The organism is Aminipila sp., assembly GCF_032051575.1.
Lineage (GTDB): Bacteria > Bacillota > Clostridia > Peptostreptococcales > Anaerovoracaceae > Aminipila.
The window spans coordinates 278,737-305,451 of the sequence record NZ_DAMBYD010000001.1 but is presented as its reverse complement, the minus strand read 5'-3'; the positions used below and the strand labels follow the sequence as shown (position 1 = coordinate 305,451).

The following is a 26,715-nucleotide window of genomic DNA, read 5'->3' as shown; positions in this document are numbered from 1 at the left end:
TTGCTACAAAATGCCAGCCGCAAGGCTTTCACTTACACCTGTTATATCCGTCTCAACAATATTCATAGTAACTCTTTCTGGTTTATATATAAATTTTCCTTTACACAGCAGACACTTGCATTCTCCATCCTTGCAGTTAACCTTTATGTCAAAATTTATACTATTCTTTTTGTACCTTAAAGCCTCTTCAACTAAAATATTCATACGAATTTTGCTTTCCGTATCCATAAGCTCAACTACATTATTTTCGTATGTTTCTTGTAATTCTTCCGGCTTATATTTTCTAGTCATGTAATAATTTTTATTTGCATATAGCAATCTGTGTACATTTGCTTTAGTTATCTCAACTACAGCTATCCCTATATTGCTCATGGTTTCACACTCCTTTGACCCTCATGCACCCCAGGCTATTCAGATGTACTGCTTCTTGTCCACGAAAAAAACTCCTATTGCACCAGGAGTTCCTATTCATGCAACTGGCTACCATCTCTTTGTCTTTGAGTTCAGGCCCTATAGCTTTGCGTCACAGTCTTTCGACTGCTTTGCTAAAATCTTCAGTTTTAACCATCCGCATCCCACAATCAAATTGGATTAAAACATTAACTAATAATATACATTGCATATCACGTATATCATAAAAACGATGCAATTATTTTTTTATTATTATAGCATATATTTTAAATTTTTCAACACAATTTCTACATAATTTCTACATAATTCACTTCTTTTTTTGTATTTTTCTGTCTATTTGTGTCGAAAAATAAAAAATAAGATGAAGTTGTTGCTACTTCATCTTACTTTTATTGCGCAATTTTGCTATTTAGAATATTTCTTCGCCAAAATCCGACCTAAATGAACTCCGCTGGCAGATGCCTGTGATAGGGAGTGTGTAACCCCCGAGCCATCACCTAAAGCATATAGCCCATTTACTTTAGTTTCAAGATTTTCATTTACCTCTACCCTTGAATTGTAGAACTTAACTTCTACACCATAAAGTAATGTATCCTCATTAGCTGTTCCCGGTGCAATTTTATCTAATGCATAAATCATTTCTATAATGTTATCCAACTGTCTCTTCGGCAGTACAAGGCTCAGATCTCCAGGTGTAGCTTTTAATGTAGGCCGCGTAAAGCATTTTTCCATACGTCTATCACTACTTCTTCTTCCTTTTACAAGATCTCCAAACCTCTGCATTAAAACTCCACCGCCTAACATATTGGAAAGCTTCGCAATTGATTCACCATACTCATTGCTGTCTTTAAACGGTGCAGTCAGTTTATTGGAAACTAAAAGTGCAAAGTTTGTGTTTTCTGTTCTAAGGGATGGATCAGCATAACTGTGTCCATTTACGGTTACAATGCCATTTGTATTCTCTGCAACAACTTCACCATAAGGATTCATGCAGAAGGTCCTAACCATGTCATTATACTTATCTGTTTTATATACTATCTTGCTTTCATATACTTCATCTGTAATGTGCTTAAAGATCTCAGCGGGAAGTTCAACACGAACCCCGATGTCAACTCTGTTTTGTTCTAATCCAATTTTCATTTGCTCACAGATACGTGAAATCCACTTGGAGCCAGAACGTCCAGTTGCTAAAACCAAATCATTACATTGGTACTCTCCACCTTTGTTTGTTTTTACATTAAAGGTTCCATCTGAGTTTTGAGTAACCTCAGATATCGTTGCGTAAAACTCCATGTCAATTCTGTCTTTTGTATAGTTACAAATTCTTTCTAAAATCTGAACATTTCTATCGGTTCCCAAATGTCTTACTTTAGCATCAAGCAAGTTCAGGTTGTTTCTTAAAGCCGTAGTCTTCAAATCAGAATTCCCTGTAGAATAAAGCTTAGCGTCTGCTCCTCCAAAGTTGCAAAGCACATCATCAACATACTCCATAAGGTCCATTGCCTGCTCTTGACCTATGTAAGCATGTAAATCTCCACCAAACTTAGTTGTAATATTGTATTTTCCATCTGATAATGTCCCTGCACCTCCGTATCCATTCATGATATGGCAAGGCTCACATTTTATGCAGTTATTCGTTTTTCCTAATTTAATTGGGCATACCCTTTTTTCAAGTGGTGCACCTTTATCTACCATTAAAATTTTTGCTGTATTGTTAAGCTTCGTAAGTTCGTATGATAAGAATACTCCACTTGCACCAGCTCCGGCAATTATAATATCATATTTTTTCATAACATCCTCCAACTGATTGGCCATGCTTTCGACCATACACAGCTACTATATCCGAAACAAAAAAATAATTCAACTATTAAATATTTACTTTTTTTATGATATAATTAAATTTAATATTGATTTGTAAGCAAAGTTGTTATTTATTATTATTACTTTTGACAATCGGAGGTTTAAATAAGTATGGATAAAAAGAGTTTAATCATTGGTATATTATTTTTATCAGGCTCTGTGTATTGTATATTTGATTTACTTACTTTTGGATTTAAGTCTTATACTATAACAGGACTTTTTCTTTTTACGCTGATTGGTATAGCTTTTATAAAGAAAGCCAGAAGTCGATAACATACTGAATTCCATTAAATTTTTCTAATTCTACTTAATAGGACTATGATTATACGTATCAAGTATACAATAGCAAGATTGCGTACAAAACATGTAATTTTATGGCAATCTTATAACAAATTCGTACTATTCTTACTATTTAGAATATAGTATTTTCAACTGCCTATTGACATTAGTTTTTAATTGGTATATTCTTAAAAAAATTAAGGGAATTGTTTAAATTTTATCCCCATAAAATTTAACTATCCTTATGGATTTTCCCCTAAATAAATAAAAAATCAGCAAAACAAAAAACAGAGAGCAATTCCGCTCCCTGTTTTTTGTTTCTTATTTAATTAACGTATTTTGTTTTTCATGTTATTAAACGCTTGAAAACGATTAAGCTTCTTCTGCTGTTAACTTATCAAATTCAGCAACAACCTTTTCAAATTCTGCATCATCATCAATATCAACTAATTCAAACTCTTCTTCGCCAACTTCCTTATATCCATAGATGTAAACATCATCTGTTCCGTCATCTGGAATAAGCGCGATGTATTCTTTTCCTTCAAAATCGAACACACCCATAATTTCGCATTCTACTTCTACGCCATCATCAAATTCTAAAGTTAAAAAATCTGAATCTTCGTGTTCGTGTTCACCACATCCGCAGTCACAACCGCCAGTGCACTTCTCTTTATCTGACATATTTAAGTCCTCCATGTAAAAATCGTTTTGGTAATTTCCTTAGTATATGCAAATTTTCATATACTATCATCATTACTATACCACCATAATTTGCCTTTATCAATCAAAATATTCTTTGATATTGTTTGCTACATATTCTGTTATACCTGGAGCCATACATAATTCTTCTATTGTGGCATTTCTAATCCTCTCAAGACTTCCAAAATGTGCTAGAAGAGAATTCCGCCTTTGTGGTCCAACACCATCAATTTCATCCAGGGCAGATCCTTGGATTCGTTTTCCACGCAATCCTCTGTGATAATCTATTGCAAATCTGTGAACTTCCTCTTGAATAACCCCGGTATATTTAAACAGCAGTGGATGCTCCTTCAGTAAAATCTCTTCATATTCTTCTGTTCCATAAACTTTATATACCAATGCCCTGGTTCGGTGTTTATCGTCCTTAGCCATTCCTGCAACTGCTGTATTCAAATTCATGGCGCTAAGTATCTGTTGCACAGCAGATACTTGACCCTTTCCTCCATCAATAAAAAGTATATGAGGCAATGTGCTGAAGGCAGGGTCACCTTCAAGCGCCCTTTTGAATCTTCGATATATAACCTCCTGCATGCTGCCATAATCATTTGGTCCTTCGATGGTTCGGATTTTAAATCTTCGGTATTCTTTTTTGTTAGGTTTTAAGCCTTCAAATACCACCATTGCGCCTACAGAATCCACCCCGTTGGTATTAGAAATATCATAAGCCTCTACTCTGTAATCTCTAAATTCTTTAGCTTGATTGTCAGATTCCTGAACTTCAGCAATCTGCTTTTTTCCTAAATCTGCTATGTGGTTTGACTGCTCTAGTCGCCCATCTGGTAATCCTCCAGTAATTAAATCAATCAAATTCCCTATTTCTTTTGAAATGGCTGCGCGTCTTGCTCTTTGGTTATTTTCACGTTCGTCAATGGTTTTTAGCATTTCTATGGAATCTTTCTGTGCTAACTGTAATAAGTCTCTCTTGTCTCCTCTTTGAGGAACCGTTATTTTCACCTGTCTGCCAGCAACCTCACTCAAGAAATCTGCTATTAAACCTGCTTCTTCTAAAGGTCGTTCTACCAAAATTTCATATGGAATATTTGGATTTTCGCTATAATACTGCTTCAGAAATTCGCATACCAGTTCATCCTTATCTTGTGTTCCCTCCATAGCAAAGTTTTCACGGCCAATCAGTTTTCCATTTCGTACAAAGAATAATACAACGTAAGATTTTTGGCTACTGGAGATTGCTAATGCAATATCCAAATCCTTAATTCCAAGCATTACCACATGCTGTTTTTCAGTGATTGTTTTAGCTGCCTCTATATAATCTCTATATTCTGCAGCCTTTTCAAAATTTAGCATCTCTGATTCTTCAAACATTTTTTCAGTAAGCATATCTACAAATGGCTTCGTTTTACCATTCAAGAATTCTATGATTTGTGCCACATCCTGCATGTAGGATTCCCTGCTTACCTTTCCATTACAGATACCTCTGCACTGATTTATATGATAATTCAAACAAGGCTTTATAATCTCTGGAAATTTCTTTGTGGGACATCTCTTAAGTGCGAATATATTATTAAGTAAATCTATCATTTGATTCACTGCCCCCACATCAGTATAGGGACCAAAATATCTGCCATCATCCTTCTCAACTCTCCTGGTCTTAATCAGCCTTGGATATTCCTCATTCATGGTTATTTTTATATAAGGATATGTTTTATCATCTCTTAATAAAACATTGTATTTAGGCATGTAACGTTTTATCAGTGTACACTCTAAAATTAGCGCCTCCATCTCAGTATTAGTAGTAATATACTCAAATTCTTCAATGTGGCTCACCATAGCCCTAACCTTTGCAGGCATGCTTTTAGGCGATTGAAAATACTGACGCACACGATTCTTTAAGGAAATGGCTTTCCCTACATAAATAACCTGCCCCAGTTTGTCCTTATGTATATAAACTCCCGGAGTATCCGGGAGCTTTTTTAGATTTTCTTTAATATCAAACATATCTACCTATTTATAAATTTCTCTTTATTGTAATACAATCGATCTCTTTCTCTCTCCATGGCAATTCTCATTGCTCGTTCTGCTCTTCTTTGTTTCCTACGCTTAATATTTCTATATCTGATGAAAAGCAATGCGCCTGTAGCTGCAGCTACTATCCCTGCTATAATACCCAAAATCATATAAATTTTACCAGTACCCTTAGTAAAATTACCCAGTATAGAAAGAAGCGCTCCTTCTTTAACAGCTTGTGCGGCTACAATGTTTACAGAGCTCATGAGGATTTCCCCCTGAAAGAAATTAATGCTTCCTACTACCTGTCCATCCTGCACCGGTGCTTCAATTTTGTCTGCTAATTTCACAACCTTTTTAAGGCTTTTTGCATTTTGACTAATTGGAAGGGTAGCATATCCGTCCGTTTCTGTAACCAGTGACACTTTTTTTTCTGCACCTTTGGATACCTTTATTGTACCCATATCCGTTGCTTTATTTACAATTTTTACCGAATGATAATTTTGGAATCCCCAGTCCAGAAGAGCAATAGCATCTCCAAATCTTCCAGAATCTGTTGACTTCATGTCCACAGCAATAAGCTCTGTTCCTTCTCGCGCTGCTCCAGATACAAGACATCCTCCTGCCTCACCGGTATAGCCCGTCTTTATTCCGGTAACTCCATCATATTTTGCAGGACGTATCACTCCATTGGCGGATACTTTTGTTCTGGTGTCATAAAGTAGTCTGTTCGTATTATACAAATATCTTGGTTCTTGCTGTTTATTAGTAGGCTGAATTGTATACTTATATGTGCTTACATATTTTCTAAAAGTAGGATTTTCCATGGCACCTTTGGCTATCATGGCTAAATCATAAGCTGTGGTAACATGCCCCTCTAAATGTAAGCCATTGGGGTTACGGAAGTTTGTATTCTTTGCCCCTAACTCTTTTGCCTTCTCATTCATCATTACAGCAAAATCATCAACATTCCCTGCCATCGCTATGCCTAAGGCAACTGCTGCATCATTGGCGGATTCTAAAAACAACGCATACAGTAAATCTTTTACTGTAATTTTCTCCCCTTCCATAAGGTATATTCTGCTGCCCTCGGTGAAAGGCGTTTCTGCATCAATTGTTACCACCTTATCCAGTGGTAATTTTTCTATTGCTAAAAGTCCCGTAATGATTTTAGTAGTACTTGCAGGTTCTTTTTGTATATCCATTCCCTTATTGTACAATACCATGCCTGTTTTTGCATCAATTAATACCCCTGTCTCTGCCACAATTGACGGTACATTTGCAGCGACATCTGCTGAAGAAGTACCATTTACAGTTGTTTCAGCAAAAACAGCTGCAGTATTTGCACTCAAGCTTGCAATCAAGGAAAATAACACAATCATTGTTGTAATAGTTTTCTTCATTGTTTCCCCAAATCTAATTTTATCTCTTAAAAAAATAATCCGCTAATTCATATCCACTGCCAAAGCTCTTTCCCATTATACCAGAAGTTTCGTTAAATGCTCTAGCGTTATCAAGATTTTGTTCCTTTGTACTGTCATAAATCACAAAAGGTACCGGTGTTGATGAATGAGTTCTTATGCAAAGCGGCGTTCTATGATCTGGCACCACCAAGACTTTAAATGCTTCCCCTGTGCTTCTTAAGTATTCAACAAGCGGCTTCGCAATTTTTTCATCAATTAATTCCATACATTTAATTTTTCCTGGCTGGTCTCCCTGATGAGAGCATTCGTCAGGGCCTTCAAGATGCATATAAACAAAATCTTTACCTCTTTTAAATTCTTCTACTGCAGCTTGTGCTTTACCTTCAAAGTTAGTGTGTAAGGTTCCAGTCGCTCCTTCTACATCTACAGAATCCAACCCTGCACAAATGGCAATACCCTTAATTAAATCTACCGCAGAAACAGCTGTTCCTGTGATTTTATATTTATCATAGAAAGAAGATAAGCTAGGCTTCTTTCCTTGTCCCCAAATCCAAGTTGTATTAGCAGAATTTAAGCCCTTGGCAATTCTCTTCTGATTGACTGGATGGCATCTCAGCAGTTCATAGCTTTCCTTCATTAATTTTGTAATAAAGCCAGCCTCCTGGGATTCTGCACCTTCGACAGTGCCTTCTCCCTTAGGCAGATAATCTCCAACTCTTTTTCCAAGTACATCATGAGGAGGAGTTAGCTGATAATCAGTAGATCCCTCTTTTACGATCATACAGTGACGATAGCTTACACCCGTATAGAACTGTATTTTATCATTTCCTAGTTTGTGCTGCACCGCCTTAATTAGTACATCAGCCTCTTCTGTTGTAATATCACCCGAACTATGGTCTGTAATAATTAAATCCTCATAGGCAGTCTGAGTCGTTTCATCCGCAGGCCGGCCTGTTGCAGGATCAACTAATGTAATAATGTTCGTTCTAAAAGCTACATCTGTTTCAGACATGTCTATACCAATACTTGCAGCTTCAAGTGGAGATCTTCCAGTTAAATAAACCGCTGGATCATACCCCATTACGGATAAGTTTGCAGCATCACTGCCCGGTGCCACGCCATTTGGTATAGTCTGAACCATGCCCACCTCACCTTTTGCAGCAAGTTCATTAATCATCGGCATAGCTGCCACTTCAAGCGGTGTTTTTCCGCCTAACTCTTCAATCTTTTCGTCCCCTGCTCCATCGGGAACTATAATTAAATACTTCATAATACTCCCTCATTTTACCTTATTAACTAATTTTATCTAATTTTTAAATGAAACGCGAAAAGTGATAAGAATTTTTTAATTCTTATCACTTTTGCTTGTTAATATCCTAAAGTCTATTTTGCGTTTTCTGCCTCAAACTTCTTCATGAATTCAATCAGTTTTTCAACGCCTTCCATTGGCATAGCATTGTAAATACTTGCTCTCATACCACCGATTGAACGGTGTCCAGCAAGATTTACAAGGCCTATAGTTTTTGCTTCAGCAATAAATTTCTTATCTAAATCAGCATCACCTGTTACAAATACAACATTCATAAGAGAACGACTATCCTCTTGAACAGGGCAGCTGTATAGTTTGCTTTCATCAATATATTTGTAAAGCTTTCCAGCTTTCTCAATATCTATTTTATTTAACGGAGCAACTCCACCATTTTTCAAAATGTGTTTAAACACTTCGCCTGCCACATAAATTGTAAAGCATGGAGGGGTATTATACATTGAATCATTATCTGCATGTACTTTATAATCTAAATAAGTAGGAGCTTCTTCCGGTGCAAAACCAAGTAAGTCCTCTCTTATTATAACAATAGTAACTCCTGCTGGTGCAATATTCTTCTGTGCCCCTGCATAAATCAAACCAAACTTTGTTACATCAATTTCTTCTGAAAGAATGCAGGATGACATATCTGCAACTAGTGGAATATCTCCAGTTTCAGGAATATAGCCATAATGTGTACCATAAATAGTGTTATTAAATGTAATATGTACATAATCTGCATCTTCTCTAAAGTCTTCCTTATTTACTTTAGGAATATATGAGAAAGTAGTATCTGCTGAAGATGCTACTATTTTAATATCTCCAAATTTCTTTGCTTCGGCTGCTGCTTTCTTAGCCCAAGTACCAGTTACTATATAATCTGCTTTCTTGGATTTTCTAAGAAGATTAATAGGAACCATTGAAAATTGTAATGTGCCACCACCCTGAAGGAATAATACTTTATAATTTTCAGGAATGTTCATAAGAGTTCTAAGGCTCTTTTCTGTTTCCTCTAAAATTGCTCCAAATTCCTTTGATCGATGACTCATTTCCATTACCGACTGTCCACAGCCTTTATAATTTGTTAGCTCCCTAGCTACGTCTTCCATAACTTCTAAGGGCAGCATAGAAGGTCCAGCTGAAAAGTTATATACTCTGCCGTTGTTTTGATTCATTAAAAATTCACCTCTTTCATATATTTTATTGTTATGATTAACAATACATCAGACTGTTCTAAATGTAAATTAAATATTATTATAGCACTTTACTCATGGCTAGTAAAGTGGTATAATGTGCAACAAGGCAATTTTAATGTGATTATTCACAAAATTTCTAATAAAATTTGTATGAGGTGACAAAAATGTTCAATATCGCAACACTAAACAAAATTTCTCCTGTAGGCCTTGGCCGACTTACAGAACAATATACAATTACTGATGATGTTAATTCAGCACATGGTATTCTTGTAAGAAGCCAGGATATGCTTTCTATGGATTTTTCAAAAAATCTTCTTGCCATTGCAAGAGCTGGTGCAGGTGTTAACAACATTCCTGTAGATAGATGCTCTGAAGAAGGCATCGTTGCTTTTAACACTCCTGGTGCTAACGCAAACGCTGTAAAGGAATTAGTTATAGCTGGTTTGTTCCTGGGTGCAAGAAACATTCCGGATGCTATAACATGGTCTTATGGATTAGTTGGTAACGAAGATGCAGCAAAGGCTGTAGAAAAGGGCAAGAGCCAGTTTGCTGGAACTGAAATAAAAGGAAAGACTTTAGGGGTTATTGGGCTAGGCGCAATTGGCGTGTCTGTTGCCAATGCTGCTGAGAAACTTGGCATGAAAGTGATTGGTAATGACCCATACATAACCTTAAATGCAGCTCACAATCTTTCAAATACGATTCCTGTAGTACATTCTCTTGAAGAACTGCTTCCGAATTGTGATTACGTTTCTATACACGTTCCTGCTATGGACAAAACAAAAGGTATGATAAATAAGGATACAATCGCTCTTATGAAGGACGGTATCACTTTCCTTAACTTCTCAAGAGATAAACTGGTAAATGATGATGATATGCTTGTAGCTCTTGCCTCTGGAAAAGTTAAAAAATACATTACGGATTTCCCTAACAATAAGTTAGTTGGTAAAGAAGGGGTTATCTGCATTCCTCATCTTGGCGCTTCCACAGAAGAGGCCGAAGACAACTGTGCAGTTATGGCAGCGGAAGAATTAATGGATTATATTGAAAATGGTAATATTACTAATTCAGTTAATTTCCCTACTTGCAGCTTAGGTCCTGTAAGCGGCACAAGAATATGTGTTTTAAATAAAAACATTCCTGCCATGCTAAGTGCGGTAACCAGTGCAGTGTCAGATTTAAACCTAAACATCAATAATCTTCTAAACAAAAGTAAAGGTGATTATGCCTGCACACTTCTTGATATTGATGGTAGTGTAACAGAAGCTGAAGTTGCATCAAAGCTTAATGTTCCTGGAATCATTAAAATTAGAGTAATCACTAAATAGTACAAAGTGAAATAAAAAAGCTGATTTCTATATTGAATAGAAGTCAGCTTTTTTAGTCTATAGCTAATCTATAGGATTCAATCTATACTACTGCTTAGAAATACGGAGACAACCTATCTGCTCAGAGATGCGAGGGTATACTGCACTGCTGCTCGCAAAATGTTAACTACGTTTTGTATCTGCCCATACCTTATTACAAAGAATTCCTACCACCAATGCCCATGCAAGGAAGTAGAACCACATCATTACAGCAACAATTGCTGCCATGGAGCCATAAAGTATATCATAGTTAGAAATATATTCTGTATATATTTTGAAGCCAAATGTGACCACTAACATCCCCACAGAAGCAAAAATACTGCCTGGCATGATCTGACTAAATTTAAGTTTCTGTGAAGGCAATATATAATAACTATAGCTGACCATCATAAAATAAAGTGCCATAGTTACAGGCCATCGTAGTACAAGCCAGAACATATTAACTTTATAATTTATACCAATGGTTGTCATCAGTGTAGCAGCTATTATATCAATTATGATTTCCCCATAAACTAAAATAATCAATCCAAATGCCAAGGTAAATAAAGTAAGCGCCATGGTTTTAATAGCTCTTATCCTCTCACGCCAGTAACCATTTCCTGTACTTTTTCCTCCCGTAAGTGTGAAATTAGCTATATGCATAAGCGCATACTCTGCTCGGGATGCTGCCCATAAGGTAATAGCCACAAAAACGAAATTCATAGTCTTTGTAGATTGGTATGAAATCAGTTTAAGTACTACATCTGCCGCATCTTTTGCAACGTACTTTTGGATCAAATCACTTAATGCTCCCAAAGATATAGAAAATACGCCAAGTAATTGCGAAAGCACTATAATGGTTGGTACAATAGACATCAAAAAATAAAATGCTAGTTTTGCTGCAAAACCTTGATAATATGGATCCCGAATCTGCTTAATGCCCAACATAATCATTTGTATAAGTCTTTTTTTATTCATATTCCACCTTTAAATTAATGGAGCTGCTCTAATTGTTTCTGTAATTCTGCCAAAGCTTTTGCTCTATGGCTGATTTTATTTTTCTCTTCTGCTGGAATCTCTCCAAAACTTATTTCATAACCTAATGGTCTGAATAACGGATCATATCCAAATCCATTGTCACCAGACTCCTCAAACATTATATGCCCTTCGCATTCTCCTCTTGCAACAATTTTCTTTCCATTAGGATAAATCATCGTAATAACTGAAACGAATCTAGCTGTTCTTTTTTCCACAGGTACATCTTTTAAAAGTTCTAACAGCTTGGCATTGTTTTTCTTGTCATTTCCTTCTTCACTTGCAAATCTTGAGGAATATACTCCCGGAGCACCATCCAGTGCATCTACTACCAAGCCTGAATCATCAGCAATAGTAATCTGATTACACATCATGCAGATTTCTCTTGCCTTCTTCAAAGAATTTGCTTCAAAAGTATCTCCATCTTCATCTATCTTAACCTTTGGTAAGCCAAAATCATCCCGGCCTACTATTTTCATTCCAAACTTTTCTGTAATAGCTTCCATTTCATCAATTTTATGTTGATTCTGAGAAGCTGCAACTACGATCATTGCCATTCATTTTTCCTCCTCTTTATTTTTCTCTACATAAGCTTTTAAATTTGGCCTGTTATAGATTTTTGCACCTTATTTAGCTCAGTGCATCCCTCTGCAGCCAATGCTAAAAGCTCTGTCAAATCGCTAGCTGTAAAAGGTGATTCTTCTCCTGTTCCCTGCACTTCAATATATTCGCCTTTATCTGTCATTACAACATTCATATCTACTTGTGCCCTGGAATCTTCGTGGTAGCATAAGTCTAACATTCTTTCACCTTCTACTATACCTACACTAATTGCAGAAACGAGACCCATCACAGGAATTTCTTTAATCATGCCTTGGCTCTTCATCCACTTCATAGCCTCTACCATTGCAACAAATGCTCCTGTAATGCTGGCAGTTCGAGTACCGCCGTCTGCTTGTATAACATCACAGTCAATCCAGATAGTTCTTTCGCCAAGCTTCACCATATCTACTACAGAACGAAGTGATCTTCCTATCAGTCTTTGGATTTCCATACTTCTTCCATCAATCTTTCCACGGCTGGAGTCTCTGGTTTTTCTGGTTGCTGTAGAACGTGGAAGCATTCCGTATTCTGCTGTAATCCATCCCTGACCAGTTCCTTTCAAGTGTTTCGCAGTTGAATCATCTACCGAGGCTGTACATATAACTTTTGTATTTCCCATTTCAATCAGTACCGAACCCTCTGCACTCATTAAATAATTATTTGTTATCTTCAAATCTCTGATTTGATTGTTTTCTCTATGGTCTATTCTCATTTTCTTTTTATCTCCTTTTACTAATTAGGTAATTATAGCTTTAATTCCAATGACTACTAAGATTACTCCACCTAAGATTTCGGCACTGCTGCCTAATATGTCCCCAAACTTTCGTCCAATGACTATTGCTATTGTTGTTAAAATTATTGTAACTATGGCAATTATCACAACTGCCTGAATAATGTTCACCTGCATAGCACTAAAACCAACACCTACTGCAAAAGCATCGATGCTAGTGGCAATTGCCTGAAAAATAAGAACCCCTAAACTAAGCCTTTTCCCAATGGCCACTTTTTTTGGGTCACTCCTGTGTTCAAATCCTTCTTTTATCATCTTACCGCCAATAACTCCCAAAATTAACAGTATCACTATGCCTGCATACTTTGAAATAAAGCTGGTAAATAAGCCCCCTGCAAAATTTCCAATTAGAGGCATAATAGCCTGAAACACACCGAAAAATACAGGCATGGCTATGTATTCTTTGACTCCCAGGTTTCTATATACCATTCCATTTGTCATAGATACCGCCACAGCATCCATTGCCAGGCCCACGCCAATTAAAACAATTTCCATTAATGTCATCTTCTATTATTTTCCTTTTTGTTATTATTATGTTTAAAAATTAGCTCTTTATTATTCAGCCCTGAATTCCTGCAGATCCCACTGGAACAGAACTTGATATCGCATGAATTATGTCACGGGTCATATCTTCCTAAAACCATCCACACATTTCTATAAAGTATACTCCTTTTTCTACCAACTTTTTTGCGGCTTCTTTAGCCATCTCCATATCCCTTACAAAGTATGCATGAATATTACAGCTATCTGATTCTATGCAGACCTCCGTTAATTTATCAGCACCTTCTATAATTAACCCAAATTCTTTTAATGATGGTAACTTTGTCAACTTTTCAAGTTCCTCTGGAAAATATCTGACATAAGCCATTTTCACATTTCTGCCTGTAGCTGTCCTTAATTTCTCTAACAGTTCCTCGTTAAATGCTCCGCAGAAATTCATCATTGTATATCCTTCAGACGCTAATCTCTTTACAAGTTCTTCTGTGTTTTGCATATTAGGTGAACCTATTATTAAGTTAAAGCATTCCTCGTTCTCATAGATAGCATAGTAGTTTTCAGGGGTTACCCCTTTTATCTCAGAAATAAACGCATACTTTAGCATTTTTACCTCCACAACTGTTTTTAATCAGACTATTATATCATAAATCTACTAAAATTTATGATATAATTTACCATCTGCCATTTTGCTGATAAACATAAAGGATTGCATAAATGAATAGACCTTCAAAGGATAATCATGTAATATAAGCTTATCCTATTTATTTTTAACAAATTATACTTTTTATATAAATGTAATAAAATAACTATTTCTTTGATAAGGAGAGTGGTAAATATGAAAATGGTTATACTTGATGGGGCTACTATTGACCCTGAGCTTTCTTGGGAAAGTTTCGATAAGTTTGGAGAATTAACAGTCTATCCCCGTACCCCTGACGGACTGGTTATGGAAAGAATTGGTGATGCTGAAGCAGTATTTGTAAGTAAAATATCACTTCATAAAGAAATTCTTACTCAATGCAAGAATTTAAAATTTGTAGGGGTTATGGCCACTGGATATAACAATGTAGATTTAAATATATGCAGAGAGCTAGGAATCGCAGTGTGCAATATTCCTGCGTATTCTACTGATGCTGTGGCTCAGCATACTTTTGCTCTTATTTTAGAAATCTGCAGTCAGGTCGCACTGCACAATAAATCTGTTAAAGATGGAGAATGGTTTACGTCTAAGGATTTTTGCTATTGGAAATCCCCCATAATTCTTTTAAATGGTAAAAGTCTTGGCATCATTGGGTATGGTAATATAGGAAAAAAGGTTGGCGAAATTGCGAAAGCTTTTGGTATGACAATTAATGTCTTCAGTCAAAATAAAGAAGCCGCAATAAAATCAGACATACTTTCTCTTCACTGTCCTGCTACAGAAAATAATATGAGATTTATAAATAAAGACTTTATTACTCAAATGAAAGATGGCGCTATTTTAATTAATACTGCACGAGGTATACTGCTTAACGAATCAGATGTGGCAGAAGCTTTAAAGTCAGGTAAATTAGCTGCTGCTGGTCTGGATGTGCTGGAAAAAGAACCTCCGGATCCTGCCAATTCGCTTGTCAGTCTACCAAACTGCTTTATAACGCCTCATATGTGCTGGTCCCCTAAAGAAATGCGTCAAATCATTATTGATGGCTGTGTGGCTAATCTGGAGGCATTTGTGGCAGGGAAGTTTCTTAATCGTGTGGATTTATAGATTAAATTAGGAATGGGAAGATTTACAAAAAAATAAAGAACCATAAAAATATAGAAAGTGCTCATTTAAAATGGGCACTTTCTAATAAATCTACTATTAAAATCTAAAATCTCTCTTTCCAGCTTCAATTTCTTTTAGATAATTTAAAGCTATATTTCTGGCTTTTTCCGACGAAACATTCTGCATTTCCTTTAAAATAAGTTCTTCACCAATTTTTTTAGTCTCAGGAGTTGCATAATCTTCCAGATATTCTTTTAAAGTCATTAGTGCGTTTGGATGACAGCAATTTTGTATCTGCTGCTTCTTGCAAAGTTCCATAAATCTGTCACCTGTTCTGCCTTCTCTATAGCATGCAGTACAGAAACTTGGAATATATCCCATGTCCATCAGCCATTTTACTACATCATCAAGACATCTGGTATCGCTGACCTCAAACTGCGCAGAATTTTCCTCTTCAGGTTCTGGCTCAACATATCCACCCACACTGGTTCTTGAACCTCCGCTAACTTGGGAAACTCCTAGGTGCAATACCTTTTCTCGACATTTCTGGCTCTCTCTTGTAGAAACAATCATACCTGTATATGGAACAGAGACCCTGATACATGCAACAATTTTTGCAAAGGTGTCATCATCAATACCATTATCAAATACATCGGGATCAATATCGTCTGCACGGCGGATTCTAGGGACACTGATAGTATGAGGTCCTACCCCAGCTACAGCCTCCAAGTGCTCTGCATGCATTAAAAGTGCTGCAAATTCATACTTATATAATTCAAGTCCAAATAATACACCAAGTCCCACATCATCAATGCCCCCCTGCATAGCTCTGTCCATCGCTTCTGTATGATAAGCATAATTATGTTTCGGTCCAGTTGGGTGAAGTTTTTCATAGCTTTCCTTATGATAAGTTTCCTGGAATAAGATATAAGTCCCAATTCCTGCGTCGGCAAGCTTCTTATAATTTTCAACTGTTGTGGCTGCAATGTTTACATTAACACGGCGAATAGCGCCATTTTTATGTTTAATTCCATATATAGTCTTGATACAATCTAATATATATTCAATTGGATTCATCTCAGGATCTTCTCCCGCTTCAATTGCAAGACGTTTATGCCCCATATCCTGTAGTGCAATTACTTCCTTTTCTACTTCCTCCTGAGTCAATTTCTTTCTTGCAATATGACTGTTTTTCTTATGATATGGACAGTACACACAGCCATTTACGCAATAATTGGATAAATATAAAGGGGCAAACATTACGATACGGTTACCATAAAAATCCTTTTTGATTTGTTCTGCTAAAGCATAAATTTCTTGATTTTTTTCTTCAATATCACAAGCTAAAAGTACTGAAGCCTCTTTATGCGAAAGACCTTTTCTATCCTTTGCCTTAGTGATAATGCGGTCAATCAGTTCAAGGTTATGCTTGTTTTTTTCCGCATATTCAATGCTTTCCAGTACCTCTTCATGTGAAATAAATTCTTCTGCTTTTAATGATTTTGGATTGTACATTATTCTTTCCTTTCTTGTGGGTCAGTATGACTTCCCCTTCAGTAAATTTATTTTATAAAATCGCCCCTTTCAGAAACAATTTCATACCCGATTGATTTCATTCTCAAATCCATACATTGCCGGCATTCTGCTGCTTCATCGCCTGTACAAATTTTATTATCATATAATCCATAATTTTTTCTTACCCTTAAAGGTGAAAGATTTGGCATCACCACATTAGCTCCTGCAAGAATACCCATTTCACGTCCTTTAGGATTAATTGTGCCTAATGCCGTTGTTGCTGGCAGCAATACTTTAGGCAGCATAAGCCTGATTAAACCTAATAAAAACAAGGTCTGCTCCATTGTCCCACTATTTTCCTTTGCAAAAGGTGTATCATGATGTGGTATAAAGGGTCCAATCCCAACCATATGCGGTGAAAGTTCCTTCATGTATACCAAATCTTCCACCAAATGATCTATAGTCTGGAAAGGGGAGCCAACCATTATTCCACAACCAACTTGGAACCCAATTTCTTTTAATTTCTCTAAACATTTTTTCCTATGAGACAAAGACATTTCCTCGGGATGAAGTTTTCTATAATGCTCTGAGTTCGAAGTCTCATGTCTTAAAAGATACCTGTCTGCCCCTGCATCAAAATATGCCTTATAGGTTTCATATTCTTTTTCACCTAAAGAAAGTGTTACCGCACAGTCTGGATACTTACTTTTAATAGTATATATAATATCCGTCATTATTCTATCCGTATAATACCTATCTTCTCCCCCTTGCAGTACAAAGGTCCGAAATCCTAAAAAATAACCAGTTTCACAGCAGCTTAAAATATCTTCTTTTTCTAATCTATACCGCAGCGCATTTGAATTGCTTCGTCTTATACCGCAATAATAACAATCATTTTTACAGTAATTTGTAAGCTCGATAAGTCCTCTTGTAAAAACCTTATTCCCGTAATACTCCTGTCGTACTGTTCTGGCTTTTTCAAATAAATACGTGCTTATTTTGTCTTTCTCCTCAAAATCATACCGCTGATTTTCCTCCATTTGCAACAGATTTTTGAATTCAAGCGGTTCCAGTTTCTGCTCGATATGGAGCTTGTCGATTAATTCCTTCATACTTTTGAATACACCGCCTTAGTGCTCACGCCAGGAAGCCTGCCTATTTTCCCAGATAAAGCGCTTACAATATCCGTAGGCGCATCTAAGGCTATACTAATAACGCTTATTTTCCGTTTCTCATAAGGTATGCCCATACGGCCTATTATATACTCCCTATACTCATGCAATAAACTATTTATTTTCTCAATTGAATCCTTGTTCTCAATAATAATCCCAAGCAGGGCAACTCTAGTTTCCACTCTATGCATTTATCCTTTCTTCATGTCTTTTTATCGTACAAAAAAAGCGTCTAAAAGACGCATATCAACTAATCAATACTTTTTCACGTTCTCTTTTGCGTCTTCCACCTCAGATTAACTCTTGGATGTCAGAATTTTTACATCTTCTATTATATTCCTCTCCATTCTACATATCAACAATAATTATTTAAAGCTACCATAAAAAATCCACGAATCACAACGAATTTTGACGAAAATTACTTTACTTCATTTCATAGATATTATAGAATTGAAACGGTTAAACTATTATTAATAAAAACAACCTGTTATATACTTTGGGGAGAAAAAAATGATTTCAAATTTAAACATATCAGATACCGTAGAAATTTGTATTACAGACAAGGAGCTGCAAAAACATTACTATAAAACAAAAATTCAGGATATCGGTTTAAATAATACTTTTTTTACTATGATTCCGTCATCGGAAACTGGTAGACCGGTTATATTTTTTAAAGACCAGACTTACGAACTTTATGCAAAAGGTAAAGAAGGCATTATTCTTTGGATAATTCATTATCTTGGCATAGAAAAAATGGACAACTTGTCTGCTTGTAAATTTCAAGCCATTTCCGGGCCTGAAGTTACACAAAGAAGAGAATTCTTCAGACAATCCGTAAGTGTAAATTTAAATTTCTATATTATGGCAAGTGAAGCTAACACAGACACCTCTATCGAACGATCTGGTAGAATTGTAGACCTTAGTGGTGGTGGCTGCGCTTTTATGTGCAATGACCAGATGATACTTCATTCTGAACTATTAATTAGATTTTCATTTCGTGGAACAGACTTTGAATTTAACAGTGAAATTCTAGACCGAATTGACTTTACAAAGACGAGAGCGGATTGGAATTATAAATATCGTGTAAAATGGATAGAGGCAAATGGAAAAACAGTGGATAATCTAATTAAACTTGTATTTGCCCAACAGCGGGAAATATTAATCAATGATGCTTCCAGAGGTGGAGACCGCTTTGTATAAAATGAAGCCGCTTATCCTAAGTGCTTCATTTTTCTTTTATTCTTCCATGGATGATATATTATATAAAACAGCCGTAACTATTAGTAAGTGTAAAAGTATAATTTGAAATAAAACTCTATAGGCAGTAATGAATGATGAAAATGGTATTAAAATGGGCAAATAAATAAACACCGAAAAAAACAAATTTGCTTGTATCGTTTGATTCCACAATTTTTCTTTCATAACTATCACCTTACTTTTTATATTATTTTATTGATACATTCACACATAAATAGTATTAGAATATTGGAGAAAATTTATTATGAAAAAAACTTTATTATTAATTTTAATATGTGTATTACTATTAAGCTTTAATTCTTGTGGAAAAAGTGATAATGAAAATACTGGCAAAGATAATCTGACAGAATCTACAGACTCTGCCACTAAAAAAAATGACACTACTACTGATTCTAGTCTGGCTGCAGACAGTTCCGTCAGCTCTGATTTATTAACAACCAGTTCATCTGAGAAAAATGTAGAAGTATTTACAAAGAGGCTTATTAATGCTGCAGATGGTACTAAAATTGACAGTTTAACCGTCACAAAATCATCTACATCAGATAATTACAACATTTACGCTATTATCTCTTGGAATAGAAAACATACTCCCTCTGACAGCCAGCAAATCATTAAAGACTATTCTGATAGTTTTGCTAGTTCCGTTGATTCTAAATTAGGAAATGTTGAAAACTTATCTATCGTTTGGCTTGTTTCAAAACTAAATGGAACAGCCTCTATTACTTATGAAAAAACAGATGGCATGTTATCCTTAAAAGAAGAAACTTATGATAAGAAATTTGGAATAGGCTCAGAAGAAACCACAGGCTCAGCACTGCAGGCCAGCACAGATGCCGCAGTAAATACTACAGTGCCAGAATCCGTGGTTAGTAATTAAAAATAGCGGCACTTTATAAATGAACGCTTAGCAAACTCTACTGCATTGTATATTTAGAAAATGTTGTAATAAAATTTAACAGTTAGGAAATCCTAAGAGTTAACAGGGGCGACCTAAACTTAACGAATTAAAAAGGATAAGAACTGATATGATAAAGAAAATATTTCCTTCAACAACACAAAGGGTTCCAAATTATACAAATAAAAATGTAAATTTACAAATCAGAAGTCAGACACTTTGCTCTTTAAAAAATTATGTGGATAGTAGTGATAGCGCGTTATCGGACAAAATAAAGAATTTAAATTATGAGTGGGATATCGAACGGATTCTGGAAGCAAATGCTGCATCGGTTGTATTGATAAGCTCAATACTAGGTTTGAAAAAAAGCCAGTGTATCTGGTTCCTTTTACCAGGAACTATTGGTTTTTTCCTACTTCAGCATGCTTTACAGGGGTGGTGTCCTCCACTTCCAATATTACGTAAACTCGGTGCACGTACAGAGTTGGAAATAGAAAATGAAAAGGTTGTATTAAAAATGCTCAGAGGTGATTTTTTACACAAGACTTGTGATGTTTCTGAAATGCTAACAATTGCTGAAAAGCAATAACCCATTTTAAAGATAAACACATTAAATAAGAAGGTCCAATCACGTTCATGTTAACGCGTTGGACCTTTTATCTTATTCAGAATCCGGGGCGATTTATCTTACAGATTAAGTTTCACTAGATTCAATTTGCTATAATACTTAACCCATCTACTTTACTGCTCTTTAAATATTTTGAAACACCATCTGATACAGAATCCATTTCTTCACCCCCAGAAATGAAAATGGTTAGCTTATAATCCTTACATATACTTAAAATCAAATGAATAAAGGCATTCACAATCTGAACAGCTGGCACTTCAGCCTCGCCCTCACTCTTTGGATTTGGTATAACATCAGGCTGTATATATCCAAGAACCTTCAGCATTCTTTCGTTTAATCTTGTATCACACTTTAGTTGTTTTAGCGCAAAGAGCTTTCCTACCACATCTGCCATCCAGAAGTACTGAACATCTTTAATGCAGATTGTCTGTAGCTTTATACACTTCACATCACCATGCTGAGAGTTTGTTTCTTCACTTTGCTTAATCTCCTCATATTTTTTACGCAGTTTCTCAGAAGGCTGAATTCCAAGTCTGCTGGCAAGCCTGTCACGGAATGAATTATAAAAAACTATTCCTGAGCCACGATTTCCAATTTTCATATATAAAGTAAGTATTTTGGCCGCCACTTCTTCATCATATTGCTCAATATCCAAAATTTCTTTCAGTATATTTAAGCACTCCTCGGTTTTGCCATCTTTCTCATATAATTCTTCCAAACCTTTTAAAATTTGAACCCTGAAATTTTCGAACCGAGTACGCTCAAAAATAATAATTTCATTAAAATCGTCGCAATTATTATAATAGCATCCCTCTAAAAACTCTCCCACAAACATGTTTTTCAATCTAAGCAAACTTTCAATAGGTCGGTCTTGTTGAGGCTTAAAATTCATAATGTCCAAAATATCACATTGAAATTCATAATTCATATTAATTCCACAATGATCTTTGTCTATAAAAAGAAACTCCTGGTCAGTCTCACTTGTACCAATGTTTTTCTTGATCAGCCATAGATTAAACCTTAGGTTATTTTTTGCAGCCTCTTCACTGCTGTCAGGCCAAAGATAGTCAAGTATTTTTTCTCGGCTTAAATATTTGTCATTGTTTATGACAAGCAAACAAATCAGAGCTATGGTTTTGTTTCTAAAACTCTCTACCACGCTTTTTCCATTATATTCTACCCTTGCTTTTCCCAAAAAATTAAGATTCAGCATAATTGCAACTTCCTATTCTGTATTTAACATATAGTATTGTAGAGTATATCTCCAGACTTAATTGTGGCTATCACTTTTACCTGATTTAAATTATCATGCGGGGTGGAAAGAATATCACTGTCAAGAAGAATAACATCCGCGATCTTACCTGCTTCCAACGTTCCTCTTTTGTCTTCTTCAAAGATAGCGTATGCCCCCTTACATGTATACATTTCCAATGCCTCATACACACTAATCCGGTGCTGTTTAACAGGATGATTCACTGCTGCTGCAATACCAATCATAGGATTGTACTCCGTTATATCGCTGTCAGATCCCCCAACAAGGCAGACCCCTTCGTCAATTATCTCTCTGAACAAGTTCGTTCTCACATAATTTTCACCCAAACGTTGTGAATACATTTTATCAGGTCCCCCCCAATATGCTTCATACGTGGGATTCATGGAAAAAATAATTCCCATCTCTTTAGCTTTTCGTATATGCTCAGCATTGGCAAGCTCCACGTGTTCAAGCCTATGTCTAAGACCTGTTATTCCAGTGTAATACAATGCGTATTCATGTGCATTAAGAGCCGCCCCGATAGCCCTGTCCCCAATAGCATACAGCGACAACTGTAAATTATTTTTATAACATTCTGTCACAAATTCATTTAATTCACTTTGCGAATAGCGCAAACTCCCCATTCTACCTGGACAATCCGCATATTCAAAGGAAAGCGCTGCAGTCCTTGCCCCCATTGTTCCATCTAAATAAAAGCTCCCGCCAATACGTTTTAAATTCATCCTCTTAATCTTTTCCATATCAAGGGATTGATAAAAAAGTGCCATATCCACAGGAAATTCACTGCCGTATTCAAAAATAAAGTCTGCATCTTTATCGCTGTACATATAGCCGCCTTCCATTGCATTGGCAGTAGTTATTCCTACCGAAAGAAGTCCTGGAATGATATCCATAACCGCTTCTTTTCGAACTTTATCAGATATGCCTTCTAATATATTCGTTCGCAGTACGGCATTTGCCTTTCCTCGGAATATACCTGTGGCAACATCGTGACCATCCTTTTCTACACCTTCCATATTAAACGGGACTTTATAATACAAAAGTCCATAAGTATTCAGCATACTCACTTGATAATCCAGGCAATTAATCCAAACAGGAACATCACTGCAATACCGGTCCAACGTCAGCCGGTCAGGGAAGCTCTTTTCTTTGAGCTGCTCTACCTGCAGACGTATACCAGTAATACTTTGCCCTGGCTTTTCCAGTGCTGCTTTTTGTATCTGATCGCCAATTTGTTCAAAGCTGCACACTCCTCTTAAATTTATGCTTCTTGCATTTAAAGCAGTTTGTACAACATGGAAATGACTGTCAATAAATCCAGGGAGAACGGTATTTCCACCAGCATCAATTATAACCGTATGATCGGCCACCAAATCGCAATACGCAGTATTCATTCCTAAAGCAAGGATTGTTCCATTATGAATAGCAATCCAATCGGCAGTAGTTCCGTTCTTCATCGTTAAACACTTTGCATTTTTAATTAATATGTCTGCATACATTCTCTGTTCCTCCAGCCATTCCCATCAATTATTATATGGAATTAGGTTTTAAAATACTCTTTTTCCTGCAATATATGTTTGCTGTACTTTGATATCTTTTAGTGCCATTTCATCAATCTCAAAAGGATTGCAATCTAATACGACTAAGTCGGCAAACTTTCCTACTTCTAAGGTCCCTAACTTGTCCTGCTGCCCAGTGGCATAATGAACATTTTTTGTAAAAACTTCAATTGCTTCATATACCGATAATTTTTCTTGAGGACCATAGCCGCCTGCAGGCTGTCCATCCTTATCACAACGGGCAACAGCAGAAAATATTCCTGCAATCGGGTCAAAAGATTCAACGGGGCAATCAGATCCTCCTGTTTGAATGAATCCTTCATTTTTTAGTGTCTTCCAGGCATATGCTCCCTTTGCACGTTTACTGCCGATACGATCTTCAATCCAACGAGCATCCGTGCCAAGAAATACAGGCTGTATGTCAAGTACCAGCGGAAGCTTCTTCATACGCTCAACCAGTTCATCGTTAACCATCTGTACATGAATAATTCGGAACGGCAGACGATGTTTCTGCTCTTCTTCTGACATTCCATTTTCTTTTGTAACCCGCAGCGTTTCTTCTATAGCTGTAAGGGTCATATCAAGCGCTCGGTCACCAATTGCATGAATTGCTGGCTGCAGACCCTTTTCATAAGCTTGCAGCACTTTTGCATTAAATTCTTCCTGCTCACAAACTACAAAGCCTCTATTTTCAGGATCATCATTATATGGTTCCTGTAACGCCGCTGACCTAGACCCAAGGGAACCATCGGAAAATAGCTTATACCCTCCAAATTGCACTATCCTGTGTGCATCATCCTTCTGATCTTCCGTTAAAATTTCTGGGGTAAATAGTTCATCCATATACACTGTAACTCGGACTGGAAGTTCCCCAGCGTTGTCAAGACCGCGATATGTATTAATATCTTCATCATAACGCCAGATTTTTGCAGCATAAGTGTGAATCGTTGTAACTCCCTTAGAAGACATGTCTGCAAGCACCTGTTGAAAAATTCTTTTCTTTTCTTCTTTGTCAAAAAGAGGATCTGGCATAATCTCGTCAAAGACCTTGGTACTCTGTTCTCTTAAAATCCCATTAGGCATACCATTTTCATCGAATTCAACAATGCCACCAGTACCACCATCGTACCCTGCCCCTACGCCAGCTAGTTCCAAGGCCTTAGTATTGGCTACGACCGCATGTAGGCAGCATCTTTTAATTACAATCGGATGCACGGTACTAATCTTGTCCAAGTCCTGACGCGTAGGGAAACGATTTTCCTTAAACTTTGTCTGATCAAAGTTTACACCCTTAATCCAGTTTCCTTCAGGTGTTTTTTCTGCTTTTTTCTTCATAAGCACAATCATCTCATCCATACTTTTGGCCTGCTCTAAGTTGACAGAAGTCTGATTCTGGCAATAGGCATACATATGCATGTGAGAATCAGCCATACCGGGAATAACTGCCTGCCCCTGTAAATTAACTATATTTAAGCTGTTAAAGCCCTCTGCTTCGCAGTCGCTTCCTGCAAATACAATTTTGCCATCTTTTATACCCAATGCTTCAACTGTTTTGCCCTCTTCTTCCATTGTATATATAATTCCATTTTTAAGCAATACATCTAGTTCCATTATTTTCACCCCTTTAATTATGCTTTCGTCTTAACTACTGTTTTTTCCGATTCAGCATCTTTTAATGGAGAATCTTCTTTCCATACGAAGATACCTGTTATAGCGTAAAATGCTGCAATTATTGGCACGGCCCAACACAATACAGCATATGGTGCGTACTCTAGAGGGCTGACACCAAGTACTCCTGAGAAGTAAACAGCCCCAAGCGACCATGGTAGTAAAGGGTCTAAACAAATACCAGAGTGTTCTAAGGTTCTGGATGCAACGGTTCTTTTAATTCCTAACTTGTCGTAACCTGCAATAAACATTCTGCCTGGGATCAAAATGCATACATATGGGCTGGCTGTTGCCATAACCGTTGCCATTCCTGCCAACATGTGAGTTAATATTAAATTACGTGCATTACTTGTAATAGCTTTTGCACTGAACAGCAATGTATCAAGTACCCCTGTTTTTTCCAGTATTCCACCATACGAGAGACCCAAATATCCAATGGATACGGTCCACATCATAGACTGCAGACCACCTCTGTTCAGCAGCTTGTCCACATCCACATTTCCAGTATCTATCACATAACCATAGTTCATGAAGGACATCATTTCTTGAAGGTTATAGCCTTGAAATATAATAGCGATTATCATTCCTATCATTGCGCTAATTACAATTGTTGCAAGTGCATTAAACTTTCTTAATGCCAGTACCACAACCAGAATCATTGGTATTAAACTAATAAGTGCGTAAAGTGGTGTTACGTTAAAGTGTGTACTCAATGCGGAAAGCAAAGTACTTACTTGATCGCTGGTAATTTGACCTTTAGAATGTTTCATTCCTAGAACAACTGCTACTACTAAAGCAAGTATGTACCCAGGTACAGTTGCAGTAGCTACACTTTTAATATGTGCGAAAACATTAACTTCACAGGTAGCGGATGACAAGTTAACGGTATCCGAAATTGGAGACAGCTTATCACCAAAGATAGCCCCTGAAATAACAGCACCTGCTGTCATGGCAGGATCGACACCAAGGCCTCCTCCAATACCCATAAGTGCTACACCGAAAGTTGCTGCAGTACCCCAGGAAGTTCCGGTTGCAAGACATGATAAAGAGCATACCAAGATCGTAGTCAGTAAAAATACTGAAGGTGATATGATCTGTACCCCATAATAAATCAGTGATGGAATTGTTCCTGCTGCAATCCATGCAGGAATCATAACTCCGATAAACATCAGGATCATCATGGATATAGTTGCTATCTTAGTTCCGTGAATAACTCCTGCCTCTATAAGTGATAAAGGTGTCTTGTTAAAAATAGCAAGCATTACTACAGCAAATACTGTAGCAAAAATCAGCGTCATATGCACATCAGGTGTTCCTATTGTAACTAGTTGTACAGCGAAACTTCCAAACAAGAAGAGTATAATTGCCAGTGCTACTCCTAATGCCGGTTTTTTCATGTTTTCTTCCATTTTCGTTTCCTCCTTTAAAGAAATGATTTATTTTTTCTTAATTATACTTGCAAACCATTTCCACACCTGTGTTTTTTGTCCCCCTTTGAAATTTATTTATATATTTTATAAATTATTTTT

24 protein-coding genes and 1 riboswitch are annotated in these 26,715 nt (G+C 36.5%); of the genes, 5 read left to right on the top strand and 19 right to left on the bottom strand.

The genetic code is table 11. The features are described from left to right. Positions 1 to 3 precede the first annotated feature (3 nt). The 7 genes from RTW14_RS01435 to serC form a co-directional block, all read right to left on the bottom strand. On the bottom strand, positions 4 to 372 hold the full coding sequence (locus RTW14_RS01435) for a hypothetical protein (RefSeq protein WP_312647638.1): 369 nt from the start codon (positions 370 to 372) through the stop codon (positions 4 to 6). Positions 373 to 468: 96 nt separating this feature from the next. Beyond that, positions 469 to 557, bottom strand: a riboswitch (cyclic di-GMP riboswitch). Positions 558 to 816: 259 nt separating this feature from the next. Further along, complete coding sequence (locus RTW14_RS01430) at positions 817 to 2,202, bottom strand: NAD(P)/FAD-dependent oxidoreductase (protein WP_312647637.1); 1,386 nt, start codon at positions 2,200 to 2,202, stop codon at positions 817 to 819. Between the two features lie 720 nt (positions 2,203 to 2,922). Then, positions 2,923 to 3,231: a DUF1292 domain-containing protein gene (locus RTW14_RS01425; RefSeq protein WP_312647636.1), complete on the bottom strand. Its 309-nt coding sequence runs from the start codon at positions 3,229 to 3,231 to the stop codon at positions 2,923 to 2,925. Between the two features lie 99 nt (positions 3,232 to 3,330). Beyond that, positions 3,331 to 5,265 (bottom strand): excinuclease ABC subunit UvrC, encoded by a 1,935-nt coding sequence (gene uvrC / locus RTW14_RS01420; RefSeq protein WP_312647635.1) that lies wholly within the window; start codon positions 5,263 to 5,265, stop codon positions 3,331 to 3,333. A 2-nt stretch (positions 5,266 to 5,267) separates the two neighbouring features. Beyond that, a complete protein-coding gene (locus tag RTW14_RS01415) occupies positions 5,268 to 6,677 on the bottom strand; it encodes a D-alanyl-D-alanine carboxypeptidase family protein (protein ID WP_312647633.1) in 1,410 nt (469 codons plus the stop codon). A gap of 19 nt (positions 6,678 to 6,696) precedes the next feature. Next, entirely contained in the window at positions 6,697 to 7,968 is a 1,272-nt protein-coding gene (locus tag RTW14_RS01410; RefSeq protein WP_312647630.1) for a cofactor-independent phosphoglycerate mutase, read from the bottom strand. Positions 7,969 to 8,081: 113 nt separating this feature from the next. Further along, the gene (gene serC, locus RTW14_RS01405) at positions 8,082 to 9,179 is read right to left on the bottom strand and encodes a 3-phosphoserine/phosphohydroxythreonine transaminase (protein ID WP_312647628.1); all 1,098 of its coding nucleotides are present in this window, start codon (positions 9,177 to 9,179) and stop codon (positions 8,082 to 8,084) included. Between the two features lie 185 nt (positions 9,180 to 9,364). Between serC and RTW14_RS01400 the strand changes: the two genes are divergently transcribed. Next, entirely contained in the window at positions 9,365 to 10,528 is a 1,164-nt protein-coding gene (locus RTW14_RS01400; RefSeq protein ID WP_312647627.1) for a 3-phosphoglycerate dehydrogenase family protein, read from the top strand. A 162-nt stretch (positions 10,529 to 10,690) separates the two neighbouring features. On the opposite strand, the gene RTW14_RS01395 is transcribed toward RTW14_RS01400, so the two are convergent. The 5 genes from RTW14_RS01395 to RTW14_RS01375 form a co-directional block, all read right to left on the bottom strand. Continuing rightward, positions 10,691 to 11,524 (bottom strand): YihY/virulence factor BrkB family protein, encoded by an 834-nt coding sequence (locus RTW14_RS01395; RefSeq protein WP_312647625.1) that lies wholly within the window; start codon positions 11,522 to 11,524, stop codon positions 10,691 to 10,693. A 14-nt stretch (positions 11,525 to 11,538) separates the two neighbouring features. Then, positions 11,539 to 12,138 (bottom strand): RdgB/HAM1 family non-canonical purine NTP pyrophosphatase, encoded by a 600-nt coding sequence (gene rdgB / locus RTW14_RS01390; protein WP_312647623.1) that lies wholly within the window; start codon positions 12,136 to 12,138, stop codon positions 11,539 to 11,541. A 38-nt stretch (positions 12,139 to 12,176) separates the two neighbouring features. Then, positions 12,177 to 12,896: a ribonuclease PH gene (gene rph, locus RTW14_RS01385; protein ID WP_312647622.1), complete on the bottom strand. Its 720-nt coding sequence runs from the start codon at positions 12,894 to 12,896 to the stop codon at positions 12,177 to 12,179. A gap of 24 nt (positions 12,897 to 12,920) precedes the next feature. Continuing rightward, positions 12,921 to 13,469: a manganese efflux pump MntP gene (locus RTW14_RS01380; RefSeq protein ID WP_312647620.1), complete on the bottom strand. Its 549-nt coding sequence runs from the start codon at positions 13,467 to 13,469 to the stop codon at positions 12,921 to 12,923. A gap of 139 nt (positions 13,470 to 13,608) precedes the next feature. Then, positions 13,609 to 14,076: a DUF6506 family protein gene (locus RTW14_RS01375; protein ID WP_312647618.1), complete on the bottom strand. Its 468-nt coding sequence runs from the start codon at positions 14,074 to 14,076 to the stop codon at positions 13,609 to 13,611. Positions 14,077 to 14,307: 231 nt separating this feature from the next. Between RTW14_RS01375 and RTW14_RS01370 the strand changes: the two genes are divergently transcribed. Beyond that, entirely contained in the window at positions 14,308 to 15,219 is a 912-nt protein-coding gene (locus tag RTW14_RS01370; protein WP_312647617.1) for a D-2-hydroxyacid dehydrogenase, read from the top strand. A 96-nt stretch (positions 15,220 to 15,315) separates the two neighbouring features. On the opposite strand, the gene hydG is transcribed toward RTW14_RS01370, so the two are convergent. The 3 genes from hydG to RTW14_RS01355 are packed head-to-tail and all read right to left on the bottom strand — an operon-like array spanning position 15,316 to position 18,097. After that, the gene (gene hydG / locus RTW14_RS01365; protein WP_312647616.1) at positions 15,316 to 16,734 is read right to left on the bottom strand and encodes a [FeFe] hydrogenase H-cluster radical SAM maturase HydG; all 1,419 of its coding nucleotides are present in this window, start codon (positions 16,732 to 16,734) and stop codon (positions 15,316 to 15,318) included. Positions 16,735 to 16,781: 47 nt separating this feature from the next. Further along, positions 16,782 to 17,846, bottom strand: coding sequence for a [FeFe] hydrogenase H-cluster radical SAM maturase HydE (gene hydE / locus RTW14_RS01360; RefSeq protein ID WP_312647615.1), 1,065 nt, complete (start codon positions 17,844 to 17,846; stop codon positions 16,782 to 16,784). Continuing rightward, a complete protein-coding gene (locus tag RTW14_RS01355; RefSeq protein WP_331654373.1) occupies positions 17,843 to 18,097 on the bottom strand; it encodes a TM1266 family iron-only hydrogenase system putative regulator in 255 nt (84 codons plus the stop codon). The genes hydE and RTW14_RS01355 overlap by 4 nt, the downstream gene beginning before the upstream one ends. Positions 18,098 to 18,416: 319 nt before the next feature. Here RTW14_RS01355 and RTW14_RS01350 point away from each other — a divergent pair, with 319 nt between their 5' ends. The 3 genes from RTW14_RS01350 to RTW14_RS01340 all read left to right on the top strand — a co-directional run bounded on the left by RTW14_RS01350 (position 18,417) and on the right by RTW14_RS01340 (position 20,647). Next, a complete protein-coding gene (locus RTW14_RS01350; protein ID WP_312647613.1) occupies positions 18,417 to 19,106 on the top strand; it encodes a flagellar brake protein in 690 nt (229 codons plus the stop codon). A gap of 301 nt (positions 19,107 to 19,407) precedes the next feature. Next, positions 19,408 to 20,040 carry a hypothetical protein gene (locus tag RTW14_RS01345; protein ID WP_312647611.1) on the top strand — a complete coding sequence of 211 codons (633 nt, stop codon included), beginning with the start codon at positions 19,408 to 19,410 and terminating at the stop codon, positions 20,038 to 20,040. 148 nt (positions 20,041 to 20,188) lie between these two features. Further along, positions 20,189 to 20,647 carry a YgaP-like transmembrane domain gene (locus RTW14_RS01340; protein WP_312647609.1) on the top strand — a complete coding sequence of 153 codons (459 nt, stop codon included), beginning with the start codon at positions 20,189 to 20,191 and terminating at the stop codon, positions 20,645 to 20,647. Between the two features lie 121 nt (positions 20,648 to 20,768). Here the strand turns inward: RTW14_RS01340 and RTW14_RS01335 are convergent, their stop codons facing one another. Genes RTW14_RS01335 through nhaC form a run of 4 tightly spaced genes read right to left on the bottom strand, consistent with a single transcriptional unit; the run spans position 20,769 to position 26,595 of the window. After that, positions 20,769 to 21,899 (bottom strand): AfsR/SARP family transcriptional regulator, encoded by a 1,131-nt coding sequence (locus RTW14_RS01335; RefSeq protein WP_312647607.1) that lies wholly within the window; start codon positions 21,897 to 21,899, stop codon positions 20,769 to 20,771. A 23-nt stretch (positions 21,900 to 21,922) separates the two neighbouring features. Further along, a complete protein-coding gene (locus tag RTW14_RS01330; protein ID WP_312647606.1) occupies positions 21,923 to 23,458 on the bottom strand; it encodes an amidohydrolase in 1,536 nt (511 codons plus the stop codon). A gap of 48 nt (positions 23,459 to 23,506) precedes the next feature. Continuing rightward, positions 23,507 to 25,129, bottom strand: coding sequence for an amidohydrolase (locus RTW14_RS01325; protein ID WP_312647604.1), 1,623 nt, complete (start codon positions 25,127 to 25,129; stop codon positions 23,507 to 23,509). Positions 25,130 to 25,146: 17 nt separating this feature from the next. Beyond that, a complete protein-coding gene (gene nhaC / locus RTW14_RS01320; protein ID WP_312647602.1) occupies positions 25,147 to 26,595 on the bottom strand; it encodes a Na+/H+ antiporter NhaC in 1,449 nt (482 codons plus the stop codon). Positions 26,596 to 26,715 lie beyond the last annotated feature (120 nt).

Bases quoted from the DNA above. Each gene is read 5' to 3' on its own strand.
- RTW14_RS01435 (WP_312647638.1), bottom strand. From the start codon at position 372: ATGAGCAATATAGGGATAGCTGTAGTTGAGATAACTAAAGCAAATGTA.
- RTW14_RS01325 (WP_312647604.1), bottom strand. From the start codon at position 25,129: ATGGAACTAGATGTATTGCTTAAAAATGGAATTATATATACAATGGAA.
- RTW14_RS01430 (WP_312647637.1), bottom strand. From the start codon at position 2,202: ATGAAAAAATATGATATTATAATTGCCGGAGCTGGTGCAAGTGGAGTA.
- RTW14_RS01395 (WP_312647625.1), bottom strand. From the start codon at position 11,524: ATGAATAAAAAAAGACTTATACAAATGATTATGTTGGGCATTAAGCAG.
- RTW14_RS01370 (WP_312647617.1), top strand. From the start codon at position 14,308: ATGAAAATGGTTATACTTGATGGGGCTACTATTGACCCTGAGCTTTCT.
- RTW14_RS01375 (WP_312647618.1), bottom strand. From the start codon at position 14,076: ATGCTAAAGTATGCGTTTATTTCTGAGATAAAAGGGGTAACCCCTGAA.
- hydE (WP_312647615.1), bottom strand. From the start codon at position 17,846: ATGAAGGAATTAATCGACAAGCTCCATATCGAGCAGAAACTGGAACCG.
- serC (WP_312647628.1), bottom strand. From the start codon at position 9,179: ATGAATCAAAACAACGGCAGAGTATATAACTTTTCAGCTGGACCTTCT.
- rph (WP_312647622.1), bottom strand. From the start codon at position 12,896: ATGAGAATAGACCATAGAGAAAACAATCAAATCAGAGATTTGAAGATA.
- RTW14_RS01335 (WP_312647607.1), bottom strand. From the start codon at position 21,899: ATGCTGAATCTTAATTTTTTGGGAAAAGCAAGGGTAGAATATAATGGA.
- RTW14_RS01340 (WP_312647609.1), top strand. From the start codon at position 20,189: ATGATAAAGAAAATATTTCCTTCAACAACACAAAGGGTTCCAAATTAT.
- RTW14_RS01400 (WP_312647627.1), top strand. From the start codon at position 9,365: ATGTTCAATATCGCAACACTAAACAAAATTTCTCCTGTAGGCCTTGGC.
- rdgB (WP_312647623.1), bottom strand. From the start codon at position 12,138: ATGGCAATGATCGTAGTTGCAGCTTCTCAGAATCAACATAAAATTGAT.
- RTW14_RS01415 (WP_312647633.1), bottom strand. From the start codon at position 6,677: ATGAAGAAAACTATTACAACAATGATTGTGTTATTTTCCTTGATTGCA.
- RTW14_RS01410 (WP_312647630.1), bottom strand. From the start codon at position 7,968: ATGAAGTATTTAATTATAGTTCCCGATGGAGCAGGGGACGAAAAGATT.
- RTW14_RS01350 (WP_312647613.1), top strand. From the start codon at position 18,417: ATGATTTCAAATTTAAACATATCAGATACCGTAGAAATTTGTATTACA.
- RTW14_RS01380 (WP_312647620.1), bottom strand. From the start codon at position 13,469: ATGGAAATTGTTTTAATTGGCGTGGGCCTGGCAATGGATGCTGTGGCG.
- hydG (WP_312647616.1), bottom strand. From the start codon at position 16,734: ATGTACAATCCAAAATCATTAAAAGCAGAAGAATTTATTTCACATGAA.
- RTW14_RS01330 (WP_312647606.1), bottom strand. From the start codon at position 23,458: ATGTATGCAGACATATTAATTAAAAATGCAAAGTGTTTAACGATGAAG.
- uvrC (WP_312647635.1), bottom strand. From the start codon at position 5,265: ATGTTTGATATTAAAGAAAATCTAAAAAAGCTCCCGGATACTCCGGGA.
- nhaC (WP_312647602.1), bottom strand. From the start codon at position 26,595: ATGGAAGAAAACATGAAAAAACCGGCATTAGGAGTAGCACTGGCAATT.
- RTW14_RS01425 (WP_312647636.1), bottom strand. From the start codon at position 3,231: ATGTCAGATAAAGAGAAGTGCACTGGCGGTTGTGACTGCGGATGTGGT.
- RTW14_RS01345 (WP_312647611.1), top strand. From the start codon at position 19,408: ATGAAAAAAACTTTATTATTAATTTTAATATGTGTATTACTATTAAGC.
- RTW14_RS01355 (WP_331654373.1), bottom strand. From the start codon at position 18,097: ATGCATAGAGTGGAAACTAGAGTTGCCCTGCTTGGGATTATTATTGAG.